18 protein-coding genes are annotated in these 23,367 nt (G+C 42.0%); 13 read left to right on the plus strand and 5 right to left on the minus strand.

The window, feature by feature from the left end:
- Positions 1-39 precede the first annotated feature (39 nt).
- The 3 genes from BM283_RS09875 to BM283_RS09885 are packed head-to-tail and all read right to left on the minus strand — an operon-like array spanning position 40 to position 7,860.
- A complete protein-coding gene (locus BM283_RS09875) occupies positions 40-4,689 on the minus strand; it encodes a rhamnan synthesis F family protein (RefSeq protein ID WP_090692555.1) in 4,650 nt (1,549 codons plus the stop codon).
- Between the two features lie 59 nt (positions 4,690-4,748).
- Positions 4,749-6,596, minus strand: a complete 1,848-nt coding sequence (locus tag BM283_RS09880; RefSeq protein ID WP_254776318.1) for a GNAT family N-acetyltransferase — start codon at positions 6,594-6,596, stop codon at positions 4,749-4,751.
- Positions 6,583-7,860: an ABC transporter ATP-binding protein gene (locus BM283_RS09885; protein ID WP_090692558.1), complete on the minus strand. Its 1,278-nt coding sequence runs from the start codon at positions 7,858-7,860 to the stop codon at positions 6,583-6,585. The genes BM283_RS09880 and BM283_RS09885 overlap by 14 nt, the downstream gene beginning before the upstream one ends.
- 366 nt (positions 7,861-8,226) lie before the next feature.
- On the opposite strand from BM283_RS09885, the gene dnaA reads away from it, so the two are divergent.
- From dnaA to BM283_RS09945, 12 genes are all read left to right on the plus strand, one after another.
- A complete protein-coding gene (gene dnaA / locus BM283_RS09890) occupies positions 8,227-9,600 on the plus strand; it encodes a chromosomal replication initiator protein DnaA (protein WP_090692560.1) in 1,374 nt (457 codons plus the stop codon).
- A 206-nt stretch (positions 9,601-9,806) separates the two neighbouring features.
- The gene (gene dnaN / locus BM283_RS09895; protein WP_090692563.1) at positions 9,807-10,928 is read left to right on the plus strand and encodes a DNA polymerase III subunit beta; all 1,122 of its coding nucleotides are present in this window, start codon (positions 9,807-9,809) and stop codon (positions 10,926-10,928) included.
- A 75-nt stretch (positions 10,929-11,003) separates the two neighbouring features.
- Positions 11,004-13,418, plus strand: coding sequence for a DNA topoisomerase (ATP-hydrolyzing) subunit B (gyrB, locus tag BM283_RS09900; protein WP_090692566.1), 2,415 nt, complete (start codon positions 11,004-11,006; stop codon positions 13,416-13,418).
- 211 nt (positions 13,419-13,629) lie between these two features.
- Entirely contained in the window at positions 13,630-14,013 is a 384-nt protein-coding gene (locus BM283_RS09905; RefSeq protein ID WP_046848908.1) for an ATP synthase subunit I, read from the plus strand.
- Between the two features lie 27 nt (positions 14,014-14,040).
- Positions 14,041-14,850 carry a F0F1 ATP synthase subunit A gene (gene atpB, locus BM283_RS09910; protein ID WP_090692568.1) on the plus strand — a complete coding sequence of 270 codons (810 nt, stop codon included), beginning with the start codon at positions 14,041-14,043 and terminating at the stop codon, positions 14,848-14,850.
- A 51-nt stretch (positions 14,851-14,901) separates the two neighbouring features.
- On the plus strand, positions 14,902-15,174 hold the full coding sequence (gene atpE, locus BM283_RS09915; protein WP_046848906.1) for a F0F1 ATP synthase subunit C: 273 nt from the start codon (positions 14,902-14,904) through the stop codon (positions 15,172-15,174).
- A 39-nt stretch (positions 15,175-15,213) separates the two neighbouring features.
- Entirely contained in the window at positions 15,214-15,687 is a 474-nt protein-coding gene (locus BM283_RS09920) for a F0F1 ATP synthase subunit B (protein ID WP_090692571.1), read from the plus strand.
- Entirely contained in the window at positions 15,687-16,223 is a 537-nt protein-coding gene (locus BM283_RS09925) for a F0F1 ATP synthase subunit delta (RefSeq protein ID WP_046848904.1), read from the plus strand. Before BM283_RS09920 ends, BM283_RS09925 begins: the two co-directional genes overlap by 1 nt.
- A gap of 11 nt (positions 16,224-16,234) precedes the next feature.
- Positions 16,235-17,776 (plus strand): F0F1 ATP synthase subunit alpha, encoded by a 1,542-nt coding sequence (gene atpA, locus BM283_RS09930; RefSeq protein ID WP_090692573.1) that lies wholly within the window; start codon positions 16,235-16,237, stop codon positions 17,774-17,776.
- 3 nt (positions 17,777-17,779) lie between these two features.
- Entirely contained in the window at positions 17,780-18,661 is an 882-nt protein-coding gene (atpG, locus tag BM283_RS09935; RefSeq protein WP_046848902.1) for a F0F1 ATP synthase subunit gamma, read from the plus strand.
- A gap of 28 nt (positions 18,662-18,689) precedes the next feature.
- On the plus strand, positions 18,690-20,069 hold the full coding sequence (gene atpD / locus BM283_RS09940; RefSeq protein ID WP_046848901.1) for a F0F1 ATP synthase subunit beta: 1,380 nt from the start codon (positions 18,690-18,692) through the stop codon (positions 20,067-20,069).
- A gap of 27 nt (positions 20,070-20,096) precedes the next feature.
- Entirely contained in the window at positions 20,097-20,519 is a 423-nt protein-coding gene (locus BM283_RS09945) for a F0F1 ATP synthase subunit epsilon (protein WP_046848900.1), read from the plus strand.
- A gap of 709 nt (positions 20,520-21,228) precedes the next feature.
- On the opposite strand, the gene BM283_RS19440 is transcribed toward BM283_RS09945, so the two are convergent.
- Positions 21,229-21,426, minus strand: coding sequence for a hypothetical protein (locus BM283_RS19440; protein WP_217646495.1), 198 nt, complete (start codon positions 21,424-21,426; stop codon positions 21,229-21,231).
- 159 nt (positions 21,427-21,585) lie between these two features.
- On the minus strand, positions 21,586-21,753 hold the full coding sequence (locus BM283_RS19445; RefSeq protein ID WP_217646496.1) for a hypothetical protein: 168 nt from the start codon (positions 21,751-21,753) through the stop codon (positions 21,586-21,588).
- A gap of 455 nt (positions 21,754-22,208) precedes the next feature.
- Between BM283_RS19445 and galE the strand changes: the two genes are divergently transcribed.
- The gene (gene galE / locus BM283_RS09960) at positions 22,209-23,228 is read left to right on the plus strand and encodes a UDP-glucose 4-epimerase GalE (protein ID WP_090692577.1); all 1,020 of its coding nucleotides are present in this window, start codon (positions 22,209-22,211) and stop codon (positions 23,226-23,228) included.
- The last annotated feature ends 139 nt before the right edge of the window (positions 23,229-23,367 follow it).

Consider the following 23,367-nt stretch of genomic DNA (forward strand, 5'->3'; position numbering starts at 1 on the left):
CTGTGTATTTTATGGAATAGATTATTTATTGATCATAAACTAACTGACCAGACCCCGGCCACAATAATAGTCGTCCAGTGTCAGTTTTCCCAGAATTTTCCGCTCAGATTCGGAAGGGTATTCGACAAATGCTTCGAACAAGCTTTTTGCAGTACCAGGCGGCACAATAAAATCACTGATTAACTTATCCCGGACTGCTATGCTGCAATCTACAAAATCCAGAATGCCGCGTTGAATTTCAGCGCGTGTTGCCCTGGTTCGGCGTTCCGCTTCAGTCAATTCTCGAAATTCGGGAAGAGCGTTACCCGTGTTTTCGAGGCGATAGCGAACAATTTGTGCATCATCCGAGCTGAGTAATTTTTCCATGGAAAAGCTGTTTTTGAAGATCAGCGGTGGGTCATTAAAGGCATTGACAAAATGGCCAAAACAGCCCTGCGTAATGCCGTCGTGTTGTGCGGCTACTTTCTGTGCGCGTTCTTCGGTGATCATATAGTAACCGTGAATCGTTTTATTCATGAGGCGATTCAGGCGACCCTGAATTGTGGCAGCATAACCGATATCAATGATTGCCGGTGAATCGATCGTATTGAATCCCAGTTTATCCAGATAGGCTAGCAGTCCAGGACGTTCTTCCTGCGCCTGGGCAAGAATTCTTTCTTCAAGTGCCTGAAGAAGCGGGATCAGATGATCAATATTCCGATCCTCCACAGATACCAATTTGTTTTTCGGCCATAACTTGCGATATGCAAATTCATCGTACACCTCTGGTGATAAAGTGATGCCAAAGCGCTCTTGTATAAAGATGGAAAGCAGATTGGGCGAAAACTGAACGCGTGCTATTTCGAAAATATCGTCAAGATTCGAAATCATCGGGACCGCGACTGTGCGGCGGGATAGCACCAGATAATCGGATGGTGTGGCATAGGCATCATGAGATACCCACCGGTCGTAAACCGTTTTTAAAATCTGGCCTTCGCGTGACAGAAAAAATAAATGCTGAATGCCATCTGCTGCTGCTTTTTCTTTGAGCCACTGGACAAAGGACAGAATCAGCGGTCCAGCCACGGAATATCCTATGGACCAGGGTGATGCAGGAACAAGATCCGATGGATCGAAATACGGAAAAGACAGGGATTGAAAGTTTTCCTGAACCAGGGATCCCATTGTGAGCTGTACGTTCAGATCATCCTGGTAAATAGATTTTTCAACCAGAGGACCGAGGCGGGGGGTTGCTCGTGCCAATTCGACAGGTCGCAGCACATGAAGTAATTTCATTTTCATGTTGCCGGGAATTTGTATATCAGAATGTTCATTATCCCCAACGATCATGACTGCATCCGGAGTGACCTGTTCTTCAGACAGCAAATGGCGGTACAATTCCCCCGTATCTTTTCGTAGACCGAGATCGGAAGACACATACAGCCGATGCCAGCCGGTTATGCCGTTTTTCCTGAGAATAGCCTCGATAGTTGCTTTAGGTAGATACATGTCGCTGGCTAGTACTACGCGTTTGTTCAGAGTAATAGCCAGATGCAGTAACGCGACCACTTCCGGTCTGGGCGCCACAGTCTCCGTTTCAATCGATTCCTCCAGCTGGCGCAGCCTGGTGATAGTGTTGGCCGGTAAACCGGACAAAACCGATAATTCGTCGAAAATCGCGTCCAGACCGATGTCTTTTCCGGCTTTCTGGCGTGCCCGGGACTCTGCTTCTGCGCGTAATTCAAGATAGCGTTTTCCCGCTTCTCCACCGGCACGGTGTGCAATAATGGATTTAATTTTTTCAGGGTAGAGCAGCGGCCGGGTCAGCAGTGTGTCAAAAATATCAAAAACGACCACCTGCACAGAAGGATCCGCCAGCATGGCCTGCAGATTTTCCGGATTGCGCGCGAGGTACTGTTCAAAACGCCAGCGAGACCAGCTGTTTGATGGGATGTCCCTGAGAACGGCGGCATTAAATCCTGATTTGCGGGTGACCAGGACCAGCAATCGTTCCAGACAGTGAGCCAGGGTTGCATCAGTCTGCCCCGCTTCTTCAGGGAAATCTTGAATCGTGATACCTGCTTCGAATAATGGCCGCAGCGCTTCTGTTCGAGCCCAGAACATTGACCCGGCAGGAAAATCAAAATAACCCGTGGGAAAGGTAGTGATGCCGAGCTTATTACACCAAACACGACCCATGGGTTGATTGGATAACCAGGTGTATGCAGAATAGGGCAGTCCTGCGAAATTTTGTGGATAAACCAGTCCGGTTTTGTGTTCGCCGTCAAGCAGTGTGAAGATTCTGCCGATCTGCTGCTCACTGCCGAATAAATTTGTTAACAGATATTCCCGCCACCCGTTGGTGGCACCATTATTGTATAGTGATTTCTTGCTGTGAATATGCGCAATAAAATCATAAGTTTTCAAGGAATCACCGAATGCGCAGAACATCGGCGCGATATCGCGCCCCCGATTGGGAACGACCGAGATAATCAGCTGTTCCATGCGCGGTAAACCGGTAAAGTGCTGTTTGCATATATTGCTGGTGGTTTCGTTGGGCGTGGAAACAAACAGGTCATATGAAAACGGCATATTGCGGAAAAATTTTGCAAATTCAGCAGCCAGGTCGGGATAAAAAATATGCGCATGAATAGCGATGCGTCCGTCAGGTTGAGTTGCCAGTGGCGCAAAATCGGGTAAATTCACCATGCTTGCCAGAAAACCCGTGGCCGCTGTGGAAAGGTGATGAAAAGGATATTTTGAATTTAAACGCCAAGCTTCATAATGGTTTGTATTCGCAAAGAAAGGACCTGCGGTCCGATATGCCAGGGTTAATGCTGTATTACGCCATGAAGCGGGAAGCCGCCAGTAAACCGCTCTTAGGCAGGGCATCAGGCGGCGGCGCAGGCCATCCAGCGCTTCATGATGTTGTCCGCGGATGATGCGGGAGAGAAAACGCAGGGGTGCGGTAATTTTCCACGAAGTCGACTGGGTCAGATCGTTAACCGTTTTGTGCAAAGCAGCTTCACGTGCATGGCCTTTCAGCGCTTCCTGCTCCAAGTCGTTTTGTTGTTTTAACAGCGCAGTAATCTCACGCTCCAGCGCATTGATCTGACACTCCAGCGCATTGATCTGGCGCTCGCTCTGGCGCTCACTGGAGGCCAGTCTGTCTTGCATCTCGGTGAGTTGACCGTGCATTCCGGCTAAATCATTGTGCAGGCCCGTGATGACTTCCTCCCGGTATTCAATCAAATCATCCAGTTGCTCTCCGCTGAACCGGGTCATCCATTTCTCGAAACATTTTCCTCTCAATGCTCTTATAGTATTTTTGTCCTGCTCGAGCCCCAAGCCGGAATGACCGAAATTCCTGTAAACCGCACCAATTTTATCGACGTGCAATAACGACGTATGTTGCGCCAGCTGCAGCCAGAAATCCCAGTCTTCAAAGAATTCGAGCTGTTCGTCAAACCTGCAGCCTTCGGCAACCAATGCGCGCTCAAACAGCATGGCATGTATCGGAATAAAATTTCTGCCCCAGAGTCTGCGCTGGTCAAACGGCTCACTGAATACGGCCGATGTTTCAAACTGTCCGTTAACATAATATTCGACGCGTACGCCGGCGTATACGCTGCGAAAAGTGTTGTGCGCTTGCAGAGCAGCTACCAGATCCGCGATATGTTCCGGATAAAATAAATCATCATCATCCAGAAAGATCAGATATTTTCCTTTTGCAGTTTCCAATCCCAGGTTTGCGGCCTGACTGCGGTGAAGTGATTCGGTATTATTTGAAAAGCGCAGTGGAAAACGCCCGCACCATTTATCTAACGCGCGATGTCCGTCTCCTTTCGCATTGACTAAAACAACCTCGATATTGGGATAAGTCTGCAACGCGACCGAATCCAAGGTATCAGATAAGGTGTCGCGATCCATGCTGCGGATAATGACACTGACCAGAGGTATATCGTGTGTGTCCAGGACCAATCCTGCTTTTTGCTGACGTGTATGTTCAGACTGGTAAAGCTTTAAGGGATCGCCTGCCAGCTCTTCTGTGCTGGTCAGAATATAGGCCTCAGCTGCGGTAACTTCGGCAGGTAAAGTGTAAGTGCGATAGCAGTTGAGTGCGGCAATATGCAGGTCATAGCGCTGTTTGGCATTTTGTGAGGTAAAACAGTGCATGGCTTCCATTTTGCGTGCAGCCAAATCGCTGATATCGAGCAGCAGATTGGGCCGTATCGGTTGACCGATTTCATATAGCGCCAGTTGTATCGGACGGCCGCTTCGGCGAACAGCTTCCAGCGCTGCCATGCCAAGTGCCCGATGATCAGGGTGTACTTCGTAGACCGAGGGAGCATATATAAGATCGGCTTCAGTATCGCGAATCGCTGATGAAATATCTGAGATCAGTTTTTCGCCATAGAATAGTTCGCGGTCAGGATACTGCCAGAAAACAGGCTTTCCATACTTTAGGATGGCGGCGGCAGCAATGCTTTCGTTTTGCCGGAGCTGGATATAGGCGGATCTTTCATTTTGACTGACGCCGTGGGCACCATCCGTTACGATGATGACATGAACAGGTTCATGGTGCGCAACATGGCGCATAATCGCACCGCCGCAGCCAAAAACTTCATCATCAGGATGGGGCGCCAATACTAACGCGCTTTTAGAGGAAATGCAGGTTGTCGCTTGATAGGGAATAAGCAAATTTTCCAATTACTTCTTCTCGCTCAATGAATAAATACTCAAAATGATGAAAAACAGCCAAACTGCTTTTACCTGAAATCCATATCCCCGCTCATCAACCACCAGCGATTACGTAGTGTCTCTACCACTGGACCGGCACTCCACGCATTGGCTGGAATACAGATAGGTAATGCTTGCTTAATGCCCCCTGTCGCAACAAAATACGAAGCAAAATTTTCGGTAATTTGGCAGCTTAACCGATGATGACCGCTCATCCCCGCTATCCTTCTTGCATGTGTTATTAGTAATGGAATTTCCTTTAATGGTGAAACGAGATCGGTGATTTCACAACCTTCTGCAGTATGTCGCAACACTAACACTCCGCGTACTTTCCTGCCAAATCGATTGATTACTAATACAACCTGATAATGCTGGTGAGGATGACTGAGATAGCGATCGCGTAAGTATGTCCAATCGCGCACGCCGACTAATGCTTCCTCCAAATCCGCAGCCATACTTCGCCAACATTGAGCAATCGCCGTAGCAATCCAGACATGATTGATATTTGAACTATCCACAACATGTAATCGCGTTAACCACTGCGGTGCTCTGGCTAGTGGCTGCCACTCGATCTCGCTCATATGCGCCGTTTCAGCATACAATCCTTGTCGCTCGGCTACTTTCATGGCCCGCTCGTTGGGAAAGCCAAATCCTAGCAAATAAGGCTTACCATAGCCTATATAGCGTTCCAGAAACGTTGCTGCCATCAGGAAAAAGGGTCCTTTTTTTGTCAAAATACCGCGTTCTGCTGAATCGACCATAACATCACCAATCTGTACAGCTGCTTGCGGCTGACCAAAATACAAAATATTGCGTCCCATACCGCCATAATGAGCAATCAATTGATCCCCATGCCATACCCCGATTGCACGGCCTCGCCCTGCACCATATTTCCAATGCCACATAGAAGGGGTCATACTATGACCAAAAGTTTGCTTGAATAAGGCTAGCATATCAGGGACCTGATTTTTTTCGAGCAAACGTAACCGCCACCGCGGCGGCTGTTTTTTTCTGAAATGCAGTAATGCATAACCAAATCGTCCACACGCATATTTTTCTTGATATAGCCGGTTGGATTCTTCCAGTTGCTCAAGACACTCAGCATTCATGGAAAGGTCATTCATCAACCGCTGCCGCTGGCGCGTCGTCACTTGGAGCAAATAATCCAGTGTAGGTGCAGCCATAGTCGACAAATCCAGCTGTTCAACCAATTCAAACCCCAAGCGATTGGCTAATGCCAGCATATCACTCAGCAAATGCAGACCTTCCACACCAACCTCGTCTCGACGCAAAGCAAATTCGTCAACTATAAGCAAGCTCCCACCTTCAGTTACTAGATCCAATCCTTTATTAAAAATGACTAATGGCTCGATATATTGGGCAGACTCCTGAAACAGGATAACATCAAAACTATCTTGTGCCGCTTCAAAGTCCTCCAAACGTTGGCAAGCCACCATAACTTGGGAGCCCAAGCGTTTATGTATCAATGCGATTTGTTGGGCATCCGGCGTAATGCCGTAGACCTGGTATCCCTTCTGAATGAGTACAGAAAATGTTGTTCCCAAACCTATCCCCACTTCCAGAATGCGGCAGGGCGCAGCAGGTAAGCGATTCAAAAGCAGATCAGTTGAATATTGCTGTGCTGCTTCAAGATCAGTTTGATTTTCCTGAAACAACCCGTAATGCAAATAATTTACTCGACCCTCTTGGAGTAACAAAGCATGCGCATACACATTAAGTGGAAAAGCTAAATCCTTATAGGGAGAAGCCGTATGAGAGTTTATACAGCCATCATTATTATGGTTAAAAAAAGGAAGGGCTCTGTTTGGATCTAAACAGGACAATTGATCAAGCTGGAACTCCCTATTTTCCATCATCAATTCTCCAGATATGCGGCACAGCAAAATAACCTTGCAATCTTCCTTCCTGCTGCACGCGCAGTGTAGATACCCCGCTTGCTGAATCATAGAGGTGTATGCCCTGCTCGCAAAGTAGAAAGACACTGACCAAATACTCCCCCTTGAGTAAGGGCAAACACTCAAAAACAGCACTAATCTGCCCGGTCCCCTTGGGAGTACGCTCCAGTATAACCTGATCTTCCCAGGTAGCGGCGCTTGTAAGCATACGTCCATCCATGGCATGTAGTGTAACCGCAACAGTCGGACAGGGAATCGCGGGATCAGAAACAAATGATACTTTCACTCTAACCGTGGATTGACCACTTTTGACAATAGCGTCACGAGAGCTTTTTCCCTCGATCTCCACATCTACTTTATCTAAACGCGCATGTCCACTTACATACCCGCCAGCAGGGGGTGTATCCACCGGCATGACATCCTCACAAGGTGCAGTAGCTTGCTCAGCTGTAGCTAGTACACTTCTGTCTAAAAACGTCTGATAAGCAGATACCACCTGCTTTACATCCCCTTCTGCCATCAACTGACCCTGATTGATCCAAAGCGCTCGGGAACACATTGACTCAATCTGGAAAAGAGAATGAGAGCAAAATAAGATAGTCTTGCCCCTTTCCTTTAATTGCATGATGCGATTAAAAGATTTTCGTGCAAATGAACCATCGCCTACTGATAATGCTTCATCAATAATCAAAATATCAGGATCAATGCTTATTGCTACCGAAAATGCCAGCCGGACATACATTCCACTAGAATAAGTTTTGACTGGTTGATCAATAAAATCCCGAATTTCTGAAAAGTCAATAATATACTCAATTCGATCTGCGATCTCTTCTTGAGTTAGACCCAGAATGGCAGCATTTAACCAGATATTTTCACGCCCAGTAAAATCTGGATTAAATCCAGCTCCTAACTCCAGTAAGGCTGCCAAGTGACCATTTACCTCTACTTTGCCACAGGTAGGCGTCAATGTGCCACAAATGAGTTGTAATAAGGTTGACTTACCTGAGCCGTTGCGTCCAATAATTCCTATTACTTCACCAGGCATTATTTCTAAATTGATTTTCTGTAAGGCCCATAATTCCCGGTAATATCGGCGTCTACCACGCCATAAAAACTGTTTTAGACGATCTTTAGGTTGTGCGTAAAGCTGATAACATTTACCAAGATCATGTGTATAGACGGCGGGCTGTAGGGACACTGGTATTTGGCTGATATCCAAATTCATCCACAATTCCTTATACGTTTTTTTTATTCAGAATTTTGTGCTTCCGCTATAAACACTGGCAGGAACGATTGAGAAATAGTTTCAGTTTGATAAACACGGCGCCAACATAGAAAAAGTAAACTTATTTCTTCAAGAAGAATATTAAATCCAAAGCTATCTATTATACTATTGTCGACTACAAAACGACGACCTCTCAAAATTTGGTATCAATTCTCCTCTTTAAAAGTGCAAATTTTGTTCTAATGATCAAGCACTTTTAGAGTTTTTGGAAATGAGATTCCCACGCATATTCAAACATCAGTGTAGAATACACTATGTAAAAATAGCAGTATAAGATAAATTTCAGATTAACTAGAATTTCCACTTATGCAGGCAATAGAAACTTTCTGGTACTCTTGTCTTAAGCATTTCAAGAAAGAGCTAAATGCCCAACAATTTAATACCTGGATTAAACCATTACAATTAGATATCTCTGAAAATTGTAATGATCAGCCTATATTAATTGCACCGAATCGATTCGTCTTACAATGGGTTAAAGACAATTTTATACCTCATATTGAGGTAATGGCTCAACAACATTTTTCTAAGAAAATTCACTTTCAATTGATACTTGGAAATACATTTGATACAAAAATTTCTAATGATGAAAGCTCACATCATGTAAACAACAATTCTCCTGTTCAATCATTAATTACTAAACCTGTACCCAAAAAAAGAAACGCTAGCCATCTAAATCCCAATTTTACTTTTGATAGCTTCGTTACTGGAAAAGCCAATCAACTCGCTCGGGCTGGTGCAATTCAAGTTGCCGAACGTCCCGGGATCGCTTACAACCCTTTATTCATTTATGGTGGAGTTGGTTTAGGCAAAACGCATCTAATTCAAGCTATTGGTAATTATGTTTTTGAAAACAATCATGAAGCTAAAATACGCTATGTTCATGCTGAAAAATATGTTTCTGATGTAGTCAGTGCTTATCAACACAAGTCATTTGATAAATTCAAATTGTATTATCACTCACTAGATGTGTTACTTGTTGATGATGTTCAGTTTTTTGGAGGCAAGAATCGTACTCAAGAAGAATTTTTCTATGCTTTCAATACCCTTGTTGAAGCGCATAAACAAGTCATTATTACTTGCGATAGTTATCCCAAAGAAATATCGGGCTTAGAAGAGCGTCTGGTATCAAGATTTGGTTGGGGATTAACAGTTGCGGTTGAGCCGCCAGAGCTAGAAATGCGGGTCGCTATTCTCTTAAAAAAGGCATTGATAGAAAAAATCGTTCTAGATGAGAATGTTGCTTTTTTTGTTGCGAAGCATATCCGTTCCAATGTTCGTGAATTGGAAGGCGCGCTGAAGCGGATACTGGCTTATTCTCGTTTTACAGGCCATCCCCTTTCCTTGGAGTTAGCAAAAGAAGCGTTGAAGGATTTGTTAGCTGTCCAGAACCGGCAAATCTCCATCGAAAATATTCAAAAAACTGTCGCTGATTACTACAAAATTAAAGTGGCTGAGATGTACTCTAAAAAACGTACGCGCATCGTGGCAAGACCCAGGCAGGTCGCTATGGCTATTGCCAAAGAACTCACGCAATTAAGTTTACCTGATATTGGGGAAGCATTTGGGGGGCGAGATCACACAACTGTCTTGCATGCTCACCGAAAAATTGCAGAATTACGCTCATCTGATCCCATCGTAAGCCGGGATTATAATGCTTTATTACATATTCTACGGGGTTGATGTGGATAATTTGTATATAAAATCTGAATAGTTTGAGGATAATTTGAAAGAAAATTAATTTCTCAAATTTATCCACAAATTATTCAATTAAAACTTTTATTTTATACAAGCCTGAAATTATATTTAAGGATTTGATATTTATTATATTTTTATAGATATACCGGAATTGAATTATATTTATATACTCTTATTAAAGTTTAAATAATATGAATTTAATAAAAGCTAGCCGGGATTTTTTACTAAAGCCTTTGCAAATTGTTAATGGCATTGTTGAGCGGCGTCATACTCTACCAATACTTTCCAACGTGCTTATTAAGCAAGAGAACGGGAAAATCATTTTTGTAACCACTGATCTTGAAATAGAAATTGAAACGTATTTACAAATTTCTGAAACAGTAACCTCACAGGAATTTTCTGCTCTTACCGTCTCATCAAAAAAAATGCTGGAGATATTACGTACTTTTTCTTCCGATACAGAAGTTACTCTGGCAAAAATTGATAATCGACTACAGATTAACGCGATTAAAAGTCGTTTCAGCTTGCAAATACTTCCTGCAGATGACTTTCCGAGAATGCCAAAGGAAGAGATGCCAGAGATCACGCTTACGCTCTCGCAACAAAATTTAAAGAATCTTCTTCACTTAGTACAGTATGCTGTGGCACAGCAGGATATTCGCTATTATCTGAATGGATTATTGCTTTTAATCGAAGGTAAATATCTAAAAGTTATAGCTACGGATAGTCATCGTCTTAGCTATGCTTCAATTGAACTGGAAGATGAATGGGAAAGAAAAGAAACTATTATTCCCAGGAAAACTGTGCAGGAACTTTCAAAATTACTTAATGAAACTGAAGAACCCGTTATTATAGAAGTCTTTCCAAAAAAGATACGCTTTGCTTTTTCAGACATTGTATTAACTTCTAAAGTCATCGAAGGAAAATTTCCAGACTTCAACCGTGCGATTCCCGTGAATAATACCAAGCAATTCAGTATAAACCGCCAAAGTTTTTTGCAAGGGTTGCAGCGAGTGGCCATTCTATCCAATGCGAATGAGAAGTTTCGCGGCGTAAGGCTAGTGATTTCAAATGGCATATTAAGTATTGTTTGTAAAAATAGTGAGCAAGAGGAAGCCCAAGAAGATCTCGAAATTGACTATCAGCAAGATACTATCGATATCAGTTTTAATATTAATTACTTATTAGATGTATTAAATAATCTCAATAGTGATAGCGTTCAATGTGCTTTTGAAAATGCTAATAGTAGTACTTTAATAACTATTCCAAAGAATGATCATTTTAAATATGTTGTGATGCCGATGCGATTGTAAAAAAGAAAAGAATTCCCAAATTACTTAGGTAGGCAAAATATTTTTTTAACAAGTATTAATAAAAATGCAAGCATAATGAACCTGAACGAAAAAAAAATCAGTAAATCTCCTGAATATAATTCAGATAGCATTAAAATTCTAAAAGGACTTGATGCTGTTCGAAAACGTCCTGGTATGTATATCGGCGATACCAGTGATGGCACCGGGCTGCATCATATGGTATTTGAAGTAGTCGATAATGCTATTGACGAGGCTTTGGCTGGCCACTGTGACGAAATTTCCGTGATTATCCACCCTGACAATTCTATTAGTGTGCACGACAATGGCCGTGGCATTCCTACTGGAATAAAGCAAGACGATGAGCTGAAACGATCAGCTGCTGAAATTGTTATGACCGAATTACATGCCGGTGGAAAGTTTGATGATAATTCTTACAAAGTATCTGGAGGATTGCATGGAGTCGGTGTATCCGTAGTAAACGCTCTGTCAGAGTGGTTGCACTTAACCATTCGACGGGATGGAAAAATTCATTATATTGAATTTCAAGAAGGTGTGTCGCTTTCACCGTTGAGTGTGATTGGGGAAACTGAAAAGCATGGAACCGAAGTACACTTTTTGGCGAGTAAGGAAATTTTTGGAGATATAACTTTTCATTTTGACATCTTTGCAAAGCGATTACGTGAGCTTTCTTTTCTGAATAATGGTATCAAAATTAAGCTGATTGATCAGCGTAATGACAAAGAAGAAGTATTTGCTTTCGCAGGCGGTATTCGCAATTTTGTTGAATATATCAATCGAACAAAGACAGTATTGCATCCTGCCATCTTTTACGCTAATGGCATGAAAGATAATATAGCGGTAGAAGTTTCGATGCAGTGGAATGATAGTTACACAGAACAAGTTTTGTGTTTTACCAATAACATTCCGCAAAAAGATGGGGGTACTCACTTGACTGGATTGCGAGCTGCAATGACGCGCACGCTTAATAGCTATATCGAAAAAAATGAATTAGCTAAAAAAGCTAAGGTGGATACAACAGGTGATGATATGCGTGAGGGATTGACCTGTGTTTTATCGGTTAAGCTGTTTGAGCCTAAATTTTCATCCCAAACAAAAGAAAAGCTTGTGTCATCCGAAGTTCGTCCTGTAGTGGAAGAAATTGTGACACAAAAGCTTTCAGAATTTTTACTAGAGCATCCAAGTGATGCAAAAATGGTCTGCAACAAAATCATTGATGCAGCTAAAGCACGTGAAGCAGCTAGAAAGGCACGTGAATTAACTCGTCGCAAAGGCGTATTGGACAGTATGGGGCTGCCAGGAAAACTTGCTGATTGCCAAGAAAAAGATCCAGCATTATGTGAACTTTATCTGGTAGAAGGTGATTCAGCTGGGGGATCTGCTAAACAGGGGCGGGATCGAAAATTTCAAGCAATCATGCCGCTCAAGGGAAAAATACTGAATGTGGAAAAATCTCGCTTTGATAAATTGATTTCTTCCCAGGAAATTATTTCACTCATCACTGCGCTGGGAACAGGCATTGGTAAAGATGAGTTTAATCCTGATAAACTACGCTACCATCGCATCATCATCATGACTGATGCAGATGTCGATGGCTCACATATTCGCACGCTTTTGTTGACATTCTTTTATCGGCAAATGCCTGAATTGATCGAGCGTGGACATATTTACATCGCTCAGCCACCGCTTTACAAAATTAAAAATGGTAAAGAGGAGCGTTATGTCAAGGATAATTATGAACTAAAACAATATATGCTTGGTGTAGCTCTGACCAAAGCTGAACTTTATGCTCATGAAAATAAACCACCTCTTACCGGTGAAACTCTGGCAAATATTGCTCGTGAATATTTGTTAGCAGAAGCCGTTATCGAGCGTATGAGCAGATTTATTGACAGAGATGTTTTATACGCTTTGCTTAAGCATCCTAATATCGATTTAAGTAATGAGATAGCGGCATTGAATAGTGCAGCTAGCCTAGCTTCATTACTTCATAATATTGAAGTGACAGCTGAATTTAATGATGTATCTGAACATTACCGTCTAAAGATCATTCATGTATACCACGGTAATGTTCAGATTAGTTATCTGGATCAAGATTTTGTACAAGGCTCTGATTTCTTGCAAATTCAAAAAACAGCACAAGTCCTTGATGGTTTAATAGGAGAAAATGCAATCATCAAGCGTGGTGAGGAAAAGCAGTCTGTCAAAGAATTTAAGGAAGTGCTCGATTGGTTATTGGAAGAAGCAAAAAAAGGAGTCAATATTCAGCGTTATAAAGGATTGGGAGAAATGAACCCGGAACAATTATGGGAAACCACTATGGATCCTGTTAACCGTTGCTTGTTACGTGCACAAATTGAAGATAGTATTCTTACGGATGAAATTTTCACCACCCTCATGGGAGATGTCGTAGAGCCGCGTAGAGAATTCATAGAAAAAAATGCATTGCGAGTAACCAATCTAGATGTATAGAGGAATTTTGCTTCCAAAGCAAATTCTTCAGTCTCTATAAAATAAAACACATGATCTCTTTCACAAATCAATTTGTAATCATCCTATGATGCCCGCATTTTTTATATTTTTTGGATCAGTCCGCGTTGACTGATAAGCTTAAGCGAGTTAAAATCTCGTACTTTTATATATGCGTGTAGCTGGAAATTTTCGGTTCTAAGCGAGAACAATTATGCCTTGGATACGGAATAAGCCACTGCACGTGGTGATACGCTGGCAAGTATTATTTACAGTATTTATTGCGCTAGTATTTTGGGGAGTATTGGGGTTACATGGGGCTATTTCAGGATTTCTTGGTGGAATGGTCAATGTGGTTTCTTCTACAGTTTATGCATTCATAATTTCTCATCATAAGGGTTATACAGCTGGCGGGGCAATACGTACTGCTCTCAGAGCAGAAGCAATAAAAATAATCGTTATAATAGTTCTGCTTTGGACAGTGTTTGCAGTGTATAAAGAAGTTAATGCTAGTGCATTTATCGGGGTATTTATCATAACAGTCATCATCTTTAGTATGGCTTTATTTGTGCCTGATAATACTAAAAATAGTAAATAACAAAATTAAATAGCAGATAAATTAATAATGGCATCAGATCTTGAGCTTACTCCAACCTCATACATAAACCATCATCTTACTAACTTAACTGTATCTCTGGGAGAAGAGCCGTTTTGGACACTGCATGTGGATACATTGCTGATGTCTATCATTCTCGGCATGCTGGGAATGGGTTTTTTGTGGCTAATCGTCCGTAGAGCTACACCTGGTGTACCTACTAAACGACAGGCTTTTGTAGAGCTACTTGTGGAATTTATCGATACACAAGTAAAAAATACATTTCATGGTGACAGGCATAAATTTGTCGCGCCAGCAGCCTTGACTATTTTCGTATGGGTATTGTTGCTTAATACAATGGATTTGTTACCGATTGATATTATGGCATGGGTTTATGAGCATGTATTTGGGCTGCATAATTGGCGCACTGTTCCAACTACCGATGTGAATACCACGTTTGCATTGGCGCTTTCCATATGGTTCTTAATGATATTCTTTAACGTTCAAGTCAAGGGAGTAGGTGGATGGACGTATGAGCTGTTTTGTACGCCATTTGGAAAAAATCCAATACTTTGGCCGCTGAATTTATTGTTCAACATGATTGAGTATGTATCAAAGCCACTGTCTCATTCTCTGCGGCTCTTTGGGAATATCTACGCAGGAGAGATCATTTTCCTCCTTCTGGGGATGTGGGCAGCTACTGGCGTTACTGGCTCCTTTTTTAGCGTGATTCTGGGCGTGGGATGGTTGATTTTTCATATTCTGATAGTAACACTCCAAGCATTCATTTTTATGATGCTCGCTGTGGTTTATTTATCAATGGCGCATGAGTCACATTAAATATAAATATAAGTTTCTTAACATAAATTTTTTAAAGGAAGGAAAAAAACAATGGAAAATTTGCAATTTCTCGCAATGATTCAAGCTTACACAGGAATAGGAATTGGCTTGATGATTGGGTTGGGTGCAGCAGGAGCATGTATCGGGGTGGGCGTTATGTGTAGTCGCTTTCTGGAGGGTGCTGCCCGCCAACCAGAAATGATTCCTACTTTACAAGGTAAAGTTTTCTTATTATTAGGATTGACTGACGCATCATTCATTATTGCCGTTGGCTTGGCCATGCTATTTGCTTTTGGTAATCCCTTATTAGCAGTAATTCAATAATATTTATTTGTAATTAATAAAACTTACACGAAGCTGGCTATGAATATTAATTTCACTCTCATCTCTCAAGCACTAGCCTTTTCGATATTCATATGGTTTACGGTCAAATTTGTCTGGCCACCTTTGTTGCGTGCAATTGAAGAGCGTCAAAAGCAAATTGCCGATGGTTTAGCTGCCGGCGAGCGTGGTAAAAAAGAGCTGGAGCTTGCAAGTCAAAGATCTTCGGAAGCGTTAAAAGAAGCTAAGCAGCGCGCCACAGAAATTATTACACAAGCTGAGAAGCGAGCAGCGGAGATTGTTGAAGAAGCCAAGGATAATGCAAGGATCGAAGGAGAGCGGATATTGACAGCCGCTAAAGCTGAAATTGAGCATGAAATATTTGGAGCAAAAGAAGCTTTACGCCAGCAAATTGCCAATTTAGCATTAGCAGGGGCAACGAAAATATTGCGGCGTGAGGTGAATGCCAAAGTCCATGCTGATCTGCTTGCATCAATTCAAGAAGAGTTAAAGTAATGGCTGAGGAAATAACAATTGCTAGACCTTATGCTGAGGCCGTATTTAAATTAGCAAAGGAAAAGAATGCATTATCGTCTTGGTCGGATATGCTCAATGCGCTTACAGAGGTGACAACGATAGAGCAGATACGAACTCTTATTTCAGATCCAGGCGTACCAGCCAACAAGTTAGCTGAAATAATTTTGGAGGTTTGTGAAAATAAGCTCGATAGTGATGGAAGAAATTTAGTTAATTTATTGATTGAAAATAATCGATTAGATGTGCTTCCTCAATTGAGTGCTCTGTATGAACAATTAAAAGCTCAGTTTGAAGAAATACTGGAGGCAAATATTATTTCTGCGTACGCTATTTCAGATAGCCAACTAGAGAAATTAGTGTCGGTGCTTGAAAATAAATTTAAATGTAAAATTAAAGCAAAAGTAAACATAGATCCAGAGTTAATAGGCGGAGTAAAGATAGTAATTGGCGATGAAGTTATTGATAGCTCCGTACGCGGTAAACTCGAGACCATGTCTGTTGCCCTCAAAAGCTAGGAGTTATTAAAATGCAGTTAAACCCATCAGAAATCAGTGAGCTGATTAAAAGTAGGATTGAAGGACTTTCTATATCGACTGAGGTTCGTACTCAAGGCACCATCGTATCATTAACTGATGGCATTGTTCGAATTCACGGACTTTCAGATGTGATGCAAGGGGAAATGCTTGAGTTTCCCGGCAATACCTTTGGTTTGGCATTGAATTTAGAAAGAGATTCAGTCGGTGCGGTTATTCTGGGTGCTTATGAACACCTCACTGAAGGCGATACTGTCAAATGTACAGGACGGATATTAGAAGTACCAGTTGGTGAAGGTTTGTTAGGACGGGTAGTTAACGCATTAGGACAACCCATAGATGGAAAAGGACCTATCGCAGCTAAGGGAACAGAGCCTATAGAGAAAATTGCACCAGGCGTTATTTGGCGACAATCTGTTGATCAACCAGTTCAAACTGGGCTTAAGGCTGTTGATGCCATGGTGCCAGTTGGCCGAGGCCAGCGCGAATTGATCATTGGGGATCGCCAGACCGGGAAAACGGCTGTAGCAATAGATGCAATCATTAATCAGAAAGGTGAGAATATGATTTGTATCTATGTGGCAATTGGGCAAAAAGCTTCATCAATTGCAAACGTTGTGCGTAAACTTGAGGAGCATGGCGCAATGGAATATACCATTGTCGTTGTAGCATCAGCTTCTGAATCCGCCGCGATGCAATTTATAGCACCCTATTCAGGTTGCACGATGGGCGAATATTTTAGAGATAGAGGGCAAGATGCGCTCATCGTATATGATGATTTGACTAAACAGGCTTGGGCATATCGTCAAATATCGTTATTGCTCCGTCGACCTCCCGGTCGGGAAGCTTATCCAGGAGACGTGTTTTATCTACATTCTCGCTTGTTGGAACGTGCAGCAAGGGTAAGTGCTGATTATGTCGAAAAATATACAAAGGGAGCGGTTAAGGGAAAAACAGGATCGTTAACAGCGTTACCAATCATTGAAACGCAAGCAGGTGACGTGACTGCATTTGTGCCCACCAATGTTATCTCCATTACTGATGGGCAGATATTTCTAGAAACAGATCTATTTAATGCTGGAATTCGTCCTGCTATCAATGCCGGTATTTCTGTATCGCGCGTCGGCGGGGCGGCACAAACAAAAGTAATTAAAAAACTAGGTGGCGGTATACGATTAGCATTAGCGCAATATCGTGAACTTGCTGCTTTTGCACAGTTTGCATCGGATCTGGATGAAGCAACACGTAAGCAACTTGAGCGCGGGAAAATGGCAACCGAGCTGATGAAGCAGTCGCAATTTGCTACCTTGAGTGTGTCAGAGATGGCATTGACGCTTTTTGCGTTGAATAAGGGATACCTTGATGATGTTGAAGTCAAGCGAGGTTTAGCATTTGAAGCAGCTTTGAGGAGCTATATGCGTAATCAACATGCTGAAATTATGGATAAGATTGAAACAACCAAAAATCTGGATGATGCGACTGAGCAGGCGTTATCTGCAGCAATCGAAGAATTTAAAAAAACTGGGACATATTAACTGATGGCTGGAAGCAGGGAGATACGCAATAAAATCCGAAGCGTTAAGAATACGCAGAAGATTACTCGTGCTATGGAAATGGTTGCTGCGTCAAAAATGCGTAAAGCTCAGGAGCGCATGAGAAAAGCACGACCATATGGCGAAAAGATCCGCAATGTCGCTGCTCATATGAGTCGCGCGAGTACGGAATATCGGCATCCTTTTTTGATCCAACGTGATACGGTAAAACGTATTGGTATTATTGTAGTGACCTCAGACAAAGGTTTGTGCGGCGGACTAAATACTAATGTGCTGCGTAAAGCGGTTAATCAGATGCGTACGTGGGAAACTGAAGGCGAGCAAATTGAAGTCTGTTGTATTGGTAACAAAGGCCTGGGCTTTATGAGTCGTATTGGAGCAAATATCATTTCGCAGATAACAGGTCTTGGTGATATAGCAAATATCGAGAAACTGATAGGTGCTATAAAAATTGTACTTGATGGATATACAGCGGATCGTTTTGACAGGGTTTATCTTTTTTACAATCGCTTTGTGAATACGATGAAGCAAGAGCCCACGATGGAGCAATTATTGCCATTATCCGACGAGCGCATGCGTGCAGGGAAGCAGGATACCGAGCAGAAGAAATTATGGGATTATTTGTACGAGCCTGAAGCGAAACCAATAATAGACGATATTATGGTTAGATATGTTGAAGCATTAATCTATCAGGCCGTTACGGAAAATATGGCATCGGAGCAATCTGCTAGAATGGTTGCTATGAAAGCTGCTTCAGATAATGCAGGTAATTTAATTAATGAATTGACCCTGATTTACAATAAGTCTCGTCAAGCGGCTATTACAAAAGAATTATCTGAAATTGTTGGCGGTGCAGCCGCTGTTTAATCAATATTTTAGTTTTTAGGGAACAATAATGAGCCAGGGTAAAATTGTTCAATGTATCGGTGCAGTGATTGATGTTGAATTTCAGAGGGAAAGTGTTCCTAATGTTTATGACGCACTGATAATGAAAGGTACGGACTTAACACTTGAAGTACAGCAACAGCTAGGAGATGGGATTGTAAGGACAATTGCTCTCGGGTCGTCTGAAGGATTGCGTCGTGGAATGACCGTTGAAAATACGGAAAAGCAGATCACAGTGCCGGTTGGTACAAAAACGCTTGGACGTATTATGGATGTGCTGGGTAGACCTATTGATGAAATGGGAGATATAGGTGCTGATAAAAGCATGCCCATTCATCGTGCTGCGCCTGCTTTTGATGAGCTGACAGCTTCAACTGAATTATTAGAAACGGGTATTAAAGTTATTGATTTAGTCTGTCCATTCGCTAAAGGCGGGAAAATTGGCTTGTTTGGCGGGGCAGGTGTAGGTAAAACTGTGAATATGATGGAGTTGATCCGTAATATTGCGATTGAGCATAGTGGCTACTCTGTATTCGCGGGTGTTGGAGAAAGAACTCGGGAAGGTAATGATTTTTACCATGAGATGAAGGAATCCAAGGTATTGGATAAGGTTGCTCTGGTTTATGGTCAGATGAATGAGCCGCCAGGTAATCGTTTGCGTGTAGCATTAACTGGGTTGACCATGGCAGAATCATTCCGTGATGAGGGTCGTGATGTCTTGTTTTTCGTAGATAACATCTACCGTTACACACTTGCTGGAACAGAAGTATCTGCGTTACTGGGACGGATGCCTTCTGCTGTAGGCTATCAACCTACTCTTGCTGAAGAAATGGGACGTTTACAAGAACGTATTACGTCTTCTAAAACGGGTTCTATTACATCCATCCAAGCTGTTTATGTGCCCGCGGATGATTTAACGGATCCTTCACCAGCAACTACTTTCGGACATCTTGATGCTACAGTCGTATTATCGCGTGATATCGCATCGCTGGGAATTTATCCTGCAGTTGATCCACTTGACTCTACTTCTCGACAATTAGATCCAATGATTGTTGGAGAGGATCATTACAATACTGCCCGTGCGGTACAACAAACCTTACAACGTTATAAGGAATTACGCGATATTATTGCAATTCTTGGCATGGATGAACTTTCACCTGAAGATAAATTAACTGTAAGCAGGGCAAGAAAGATTCAGAGATTCTTATCCCAGCCATTCTTTGTTGCGGAAGTATTTACTGGCTCACCCGGCAAATATGTACCATTGAAAGAAACAATCAAAGGATTTAAAGGAATTGTTAATGGTGAATATGATGATGTGCCAGAGCAGGCCTTTTATATGGTTGGTGGGATCGAAGAAGCGATTGAGAAAGCCAAGACGATTCAATAAATAAAGCAAATATAATATATAAACCAAATGGGAACAATATTTCATCTGGATATTGTAAGTGCTGAAGAATCAATATATTCTGGACCCGCAGAGTTTATTGCGGCACCTGCACTTATGGGCGAAGTGGGCATTTTTCCTAATCACACGCCAATGCTTACCCGCATTCGATCAGGTATGGTGAGAATTAAGGCCCCTTTAAAAGACGAAGAAGCAGTTTATGTATCAGGTGGTATGTTAGAAGTCCAACCAGACGTGGTAACAATACTAGCTGATACTGCCATACGTGGTAATGATCTTGACGAGGCTAAAGCTTTAGAAGCAAAGAGAAGAGCTGAAGAAGCTATGAAGAATAAAATATCTGAGATTGAATATGCGCGTGCACAAGCTGAATTAATTGAAGCTGCAGCACAACTTACTGCCATTCAAAAACTTAGAAATCGGGGTCATTAGAAAATAGAGGCATCTTGGAATGACCATAGGTAGAGTAAGTAGAGCCTAGTTTTTTTTCAACTTTTGCGCATGATGCTACCTGTTACTCCCCTTCTTTGAAAGAAGAAGGGGAGTAAAGAAATACGATGGATATATCAAAGTACCCTTTATGTCGTATTCGGCTCGTAAATCTGCAATGGCTTTCTTTGTTTATTTCCCTTTCTAAAAATAAGCTATACGGCGATATATATATCACAAAGATGATGCATGAATCTGCCATTAGCTCTAATGTTCATTTTTAATAAAAACTATATTAATAATCTAATATTAGCCAATTATACTTTGATTAACGCAGTAATAATGTGCATCAATACTGTCGAGCACGCAGTTTTGTACATATTTTTCTTACAGCTTATCTCAATTATGCTCCTCCGGAACCAGCTCAGGTGAATATGATAGCAGGCATAACTAGCAGAGATTCTCAGACTAATGATTGGCAACTTCATTGATGAAAATCTGCATGTAATCGCTGCGACATGAGCAATACCAAGCTGTCACGGTACCCATTAATGGACTATGGCTTTGTGCCCCATAAGCATAAGTATACTCTTCGTCACCATAGCACTTACCACCGGTCGATCTGGGCGGAGGCACCAACAATAGCACCTGTCTAATGCGGATCAAAGTGAGCTTCATCCTGAAACATCGAGCGTAGCGGTCGATAATAACCCTACGTAGCGATCATTTCATCTAGTCGCTCTTTTTTTCCAATCCTCGCGCAACGCGGCATTTCCCTGAGGGTGATCAGTATCTGGCACAAGGTTACGCCAGCCATGGCGTGCCAGAGCATTTGATAAATTGTTGATAGGGCTAAGCGCTCACCTAGCCGTTCCTCGAGTTTCTCTTTGAGCGAAAGAATAACTAACACGCAGCCTTGCGCCGACCCCTCCCAAACCTTACCTAGAATTTGGGCTTCCTGCTCAAGCGTGGCAATAGCACGCTTATGAAGCGCTCATTTCGTTCGGGGCGCCTTCTCTTCGCCACGAGCGAGAGCGATCCTATGGTAACGAGTGCGCTGGCTACACGTTCATCTGACTGAACGGCTAATGACCTTCGCCGTTTGCTCTTGCGACATGCTCAATTCCGATGGGAACAATACTGCTTGGGCTGTCCTCAATTCAGCCGCTGTTTTAGCTGTTTTCAACAATTTTCGGGCCGATACCGATTGATCTGTTCCACTTGATTTTCCTGCCATGATTCTTTTCCGGGTAATACATGGCTATATTGCTCCATTTCTTCAATTTTTAATGTGAATTAAAATATGTCATTCAGAAAAATATTTGAATTATCTATGAGCGCTGCATCCTCTTGCTTGTAGCATTTCTAGATCGAACATGATCAATCCTTTTCCGCAATCCTTCTTTCCTACTGCTTAGATATGACTATGGGATTGATATATCATAATTTTTGTGAGGCACAGTGAATTTTTACTCATATTCATCTTTTTTAAAACACTTGAGCCAGCCGATTGTAAGCAAAAATTTGAGTTATTAAACTGAATACGGTGGCATGAGCATCATGTTTAATATTCTTAGTTTAAAACAATAAATCTGTGTTTCACAGATAGCTTGTTATTCATGATTATCCGGCACTATAATTCGTTCTCGGCAAGTATGAGATTCAACCGAAAATAATTTTGAGGCATACAAAATGAATATTCTTGTAACAGGTGGTGCTGGCTATATTGGTAGCCACACTATCATAGAGCTGCTTAACAATAAACACGATGTCATTATCATTGATAATCTATTAAATAGTAGTAAAGTAGCGATAAATCGAATCGAGAAAATTGTTGGAAAAAAACTTGCATTTTACGAAAAAGACGTCCGTAATAAGCAAGCACTTGAAGAAATATTTTCAAAGCATCAAATTGACGGTGTTATTCATTTTGCTGGTCTTAAAGCGGTGGGCGAGTCGGTGAGAGTGCCACTCAAGTATTACAATAATAACCTTATTTCCACAATCTCATTATTAGAGGTTATGGAATCTCATGAGGTCAGGCAATTGGTTTTCAGCTCATCAGCCACCGTTTATGGTGACCCAGTAATCGTTCCGATCAAAGAATCTGCCACACTCCCCGCTAAAGTTACTAACCCATATGGTCAAACAAAGCTTATTATTGAGACTATGCTCATGGATCTTGCAATAACCAATAATAATTGGCAAATTACTGCACTGCGCTATTTTAATCCAATAGGTGCGCACGAGTCTGGAACTATCGGTGAAGATCCAAGCGATATACCTAATAACCTTATGCCCTATGTCAGTCAGGTTGCAGTCGGGAAACTCAAGGAGCTTTCTGTATTTGGTAATGACTATTCTACCCCTGATGGTACAGGCGTACGTGACTATATTCATGTAACCGACCTTGCGAAAGCACACGTAGCAGCTCTAAATATACCTGCTACACCGAACGAGTATCGTGCAATCAATGTTGGTACAGGCAAAGGCACAAGCGTGCTGGAGCTTGTTAATGCATTCGAACATGCAAGTGGCGTAAAAATACCTTATAAAATTACTGACCGACGGCCCGGTGATATCGCAGCATGTTATGCTGATCCAAGCCTAGCGCACTCTCTCTTAGGCTGGCAAGCACAAAAATCTCTTAAAGATGCCTGCGCAGATTCATGGCGCTGGCAAAGTGACAACCCTAATGGCTATAAAGGATAATGTTATAAAGCTATGCTATCGAATTGATAGATAATTGTCTTGTTTTAAATATTTAAAATATCCTATTTATTTGGAATAATTCCTTTATCAGAACATTGTCAAGCTTACAAAATGGATTAAGCAGATCAGAAATTTTATA

The sequence above is a fragment of the Nitrosomonas sp. Nm34 genome, from assembly GCF_900113925.1.
Classification (GTDB): Bacteria; Pseudomonadota; Gammaproteobacteria; order Burkholderiales; family Nitrosomonadaceae; genus Nitrosomonas.

Coding starts and splice junctions, on each gene's coding strand:
- BM283_RS09880 (WP_254776318.1), bottom strand. CDS start 6,596: ATGATGGAAAATAGGGAGTTCCAGCTTGATCAATTGTCCTGTTTAGAT.
- BM283_RS09885 (WP_090692558.1), bottom strand. CDS start 7,860: ATGAATTTGGATATCAGCCAAATACCAGTGTCCCTACAGCCCGCCGTC.
- BM283_RS09905 (WP_046848908.1), top strand. CDS start 13,630: ATGCCTTGGATACGGAATAAGCCACTGCACGTGGTGATACGCTGGCAA.
- gyrB (WP_090692566.1), top strand. CDS start 11,004: ATGAACCTGAACGAAAAAAAAATCAGTAAATCTCCTGAATATAATTCA.
- BM283_RS19445 (WP_217646496.1), bottom strand. CDS start 21,753: ATGGCAGGAAAATCAAGTGGAACAGATCAATCGGTATCGGCCCGAAAA.
- atpD (WP_046848901.1), top strand. CDS start 18,690: ATGAGCCAGGGTAAAATTGTTCAATGTATCGGTGCAGTGATTGATGTT.
- galE (WP_090692577.1), top strand. CDS start 22,209: ATGAATATTCTTGTAACAGGTGGTGCTGGCTATATTGGTAGCCACACT.
- atpA (WP_090692573.1), top strand. CDS start 16,235: ATGCAGTTAAACCCATCAGAAATCAGTGAGCTGATTAAAAGTAGGATT.
- atpG (WP_046848902.1), top strand. CDS start 17,780: ATGGCTGGAAGCAGGGAGATACGCAATAAAATCCGAAGCGTTAAGAAT.
- dnaN (WP_090692563.1), top strand. CDS start 9,807: ATGAATTTAATAAAAGCTAGCCGGGATTTTTTACTAAAGCCTTTGCAA.
- atpB (WP_090692568.1), top strand. CDS start 14,041: ATGGCATCAGATCTTGAGCTTACTCCAACCTCATACATAAACCATCAT.
- dnaA (WP_090692560.1), top strand. CDS start 8,227: ATGCAGGCAATAGAAACTTTCTGGTACTCTTGTCTTAAGCATTTCAAG.
- atpE (WP_046848906.1), top strand. CDS start 14,902: ATGGAAAATTTGCAATTTCTCGCAATGATTCAAGCTTACACAGGAATA.
- BM283_RS09920 (WP_090692571.1), top strand. CDS start 15,214: ATGAATATTAATTTCACTCTCATCTCTCAAGCACTAGCCTTTTCGATA.
- BM283_RS09945 (WP_046848900.1), top strand. CDS start 20,097: ATGGGAACAATATTTCATCTGGATATTGTAAGTGCTGAAGAATCAATA.
- BM283_RS09925 (WP_046848904.1), top strand. CDS start 15,687: ATGGCTGAGGAAATAACAATTGCTAGACCTTATGCTGAGGCCGTATTT.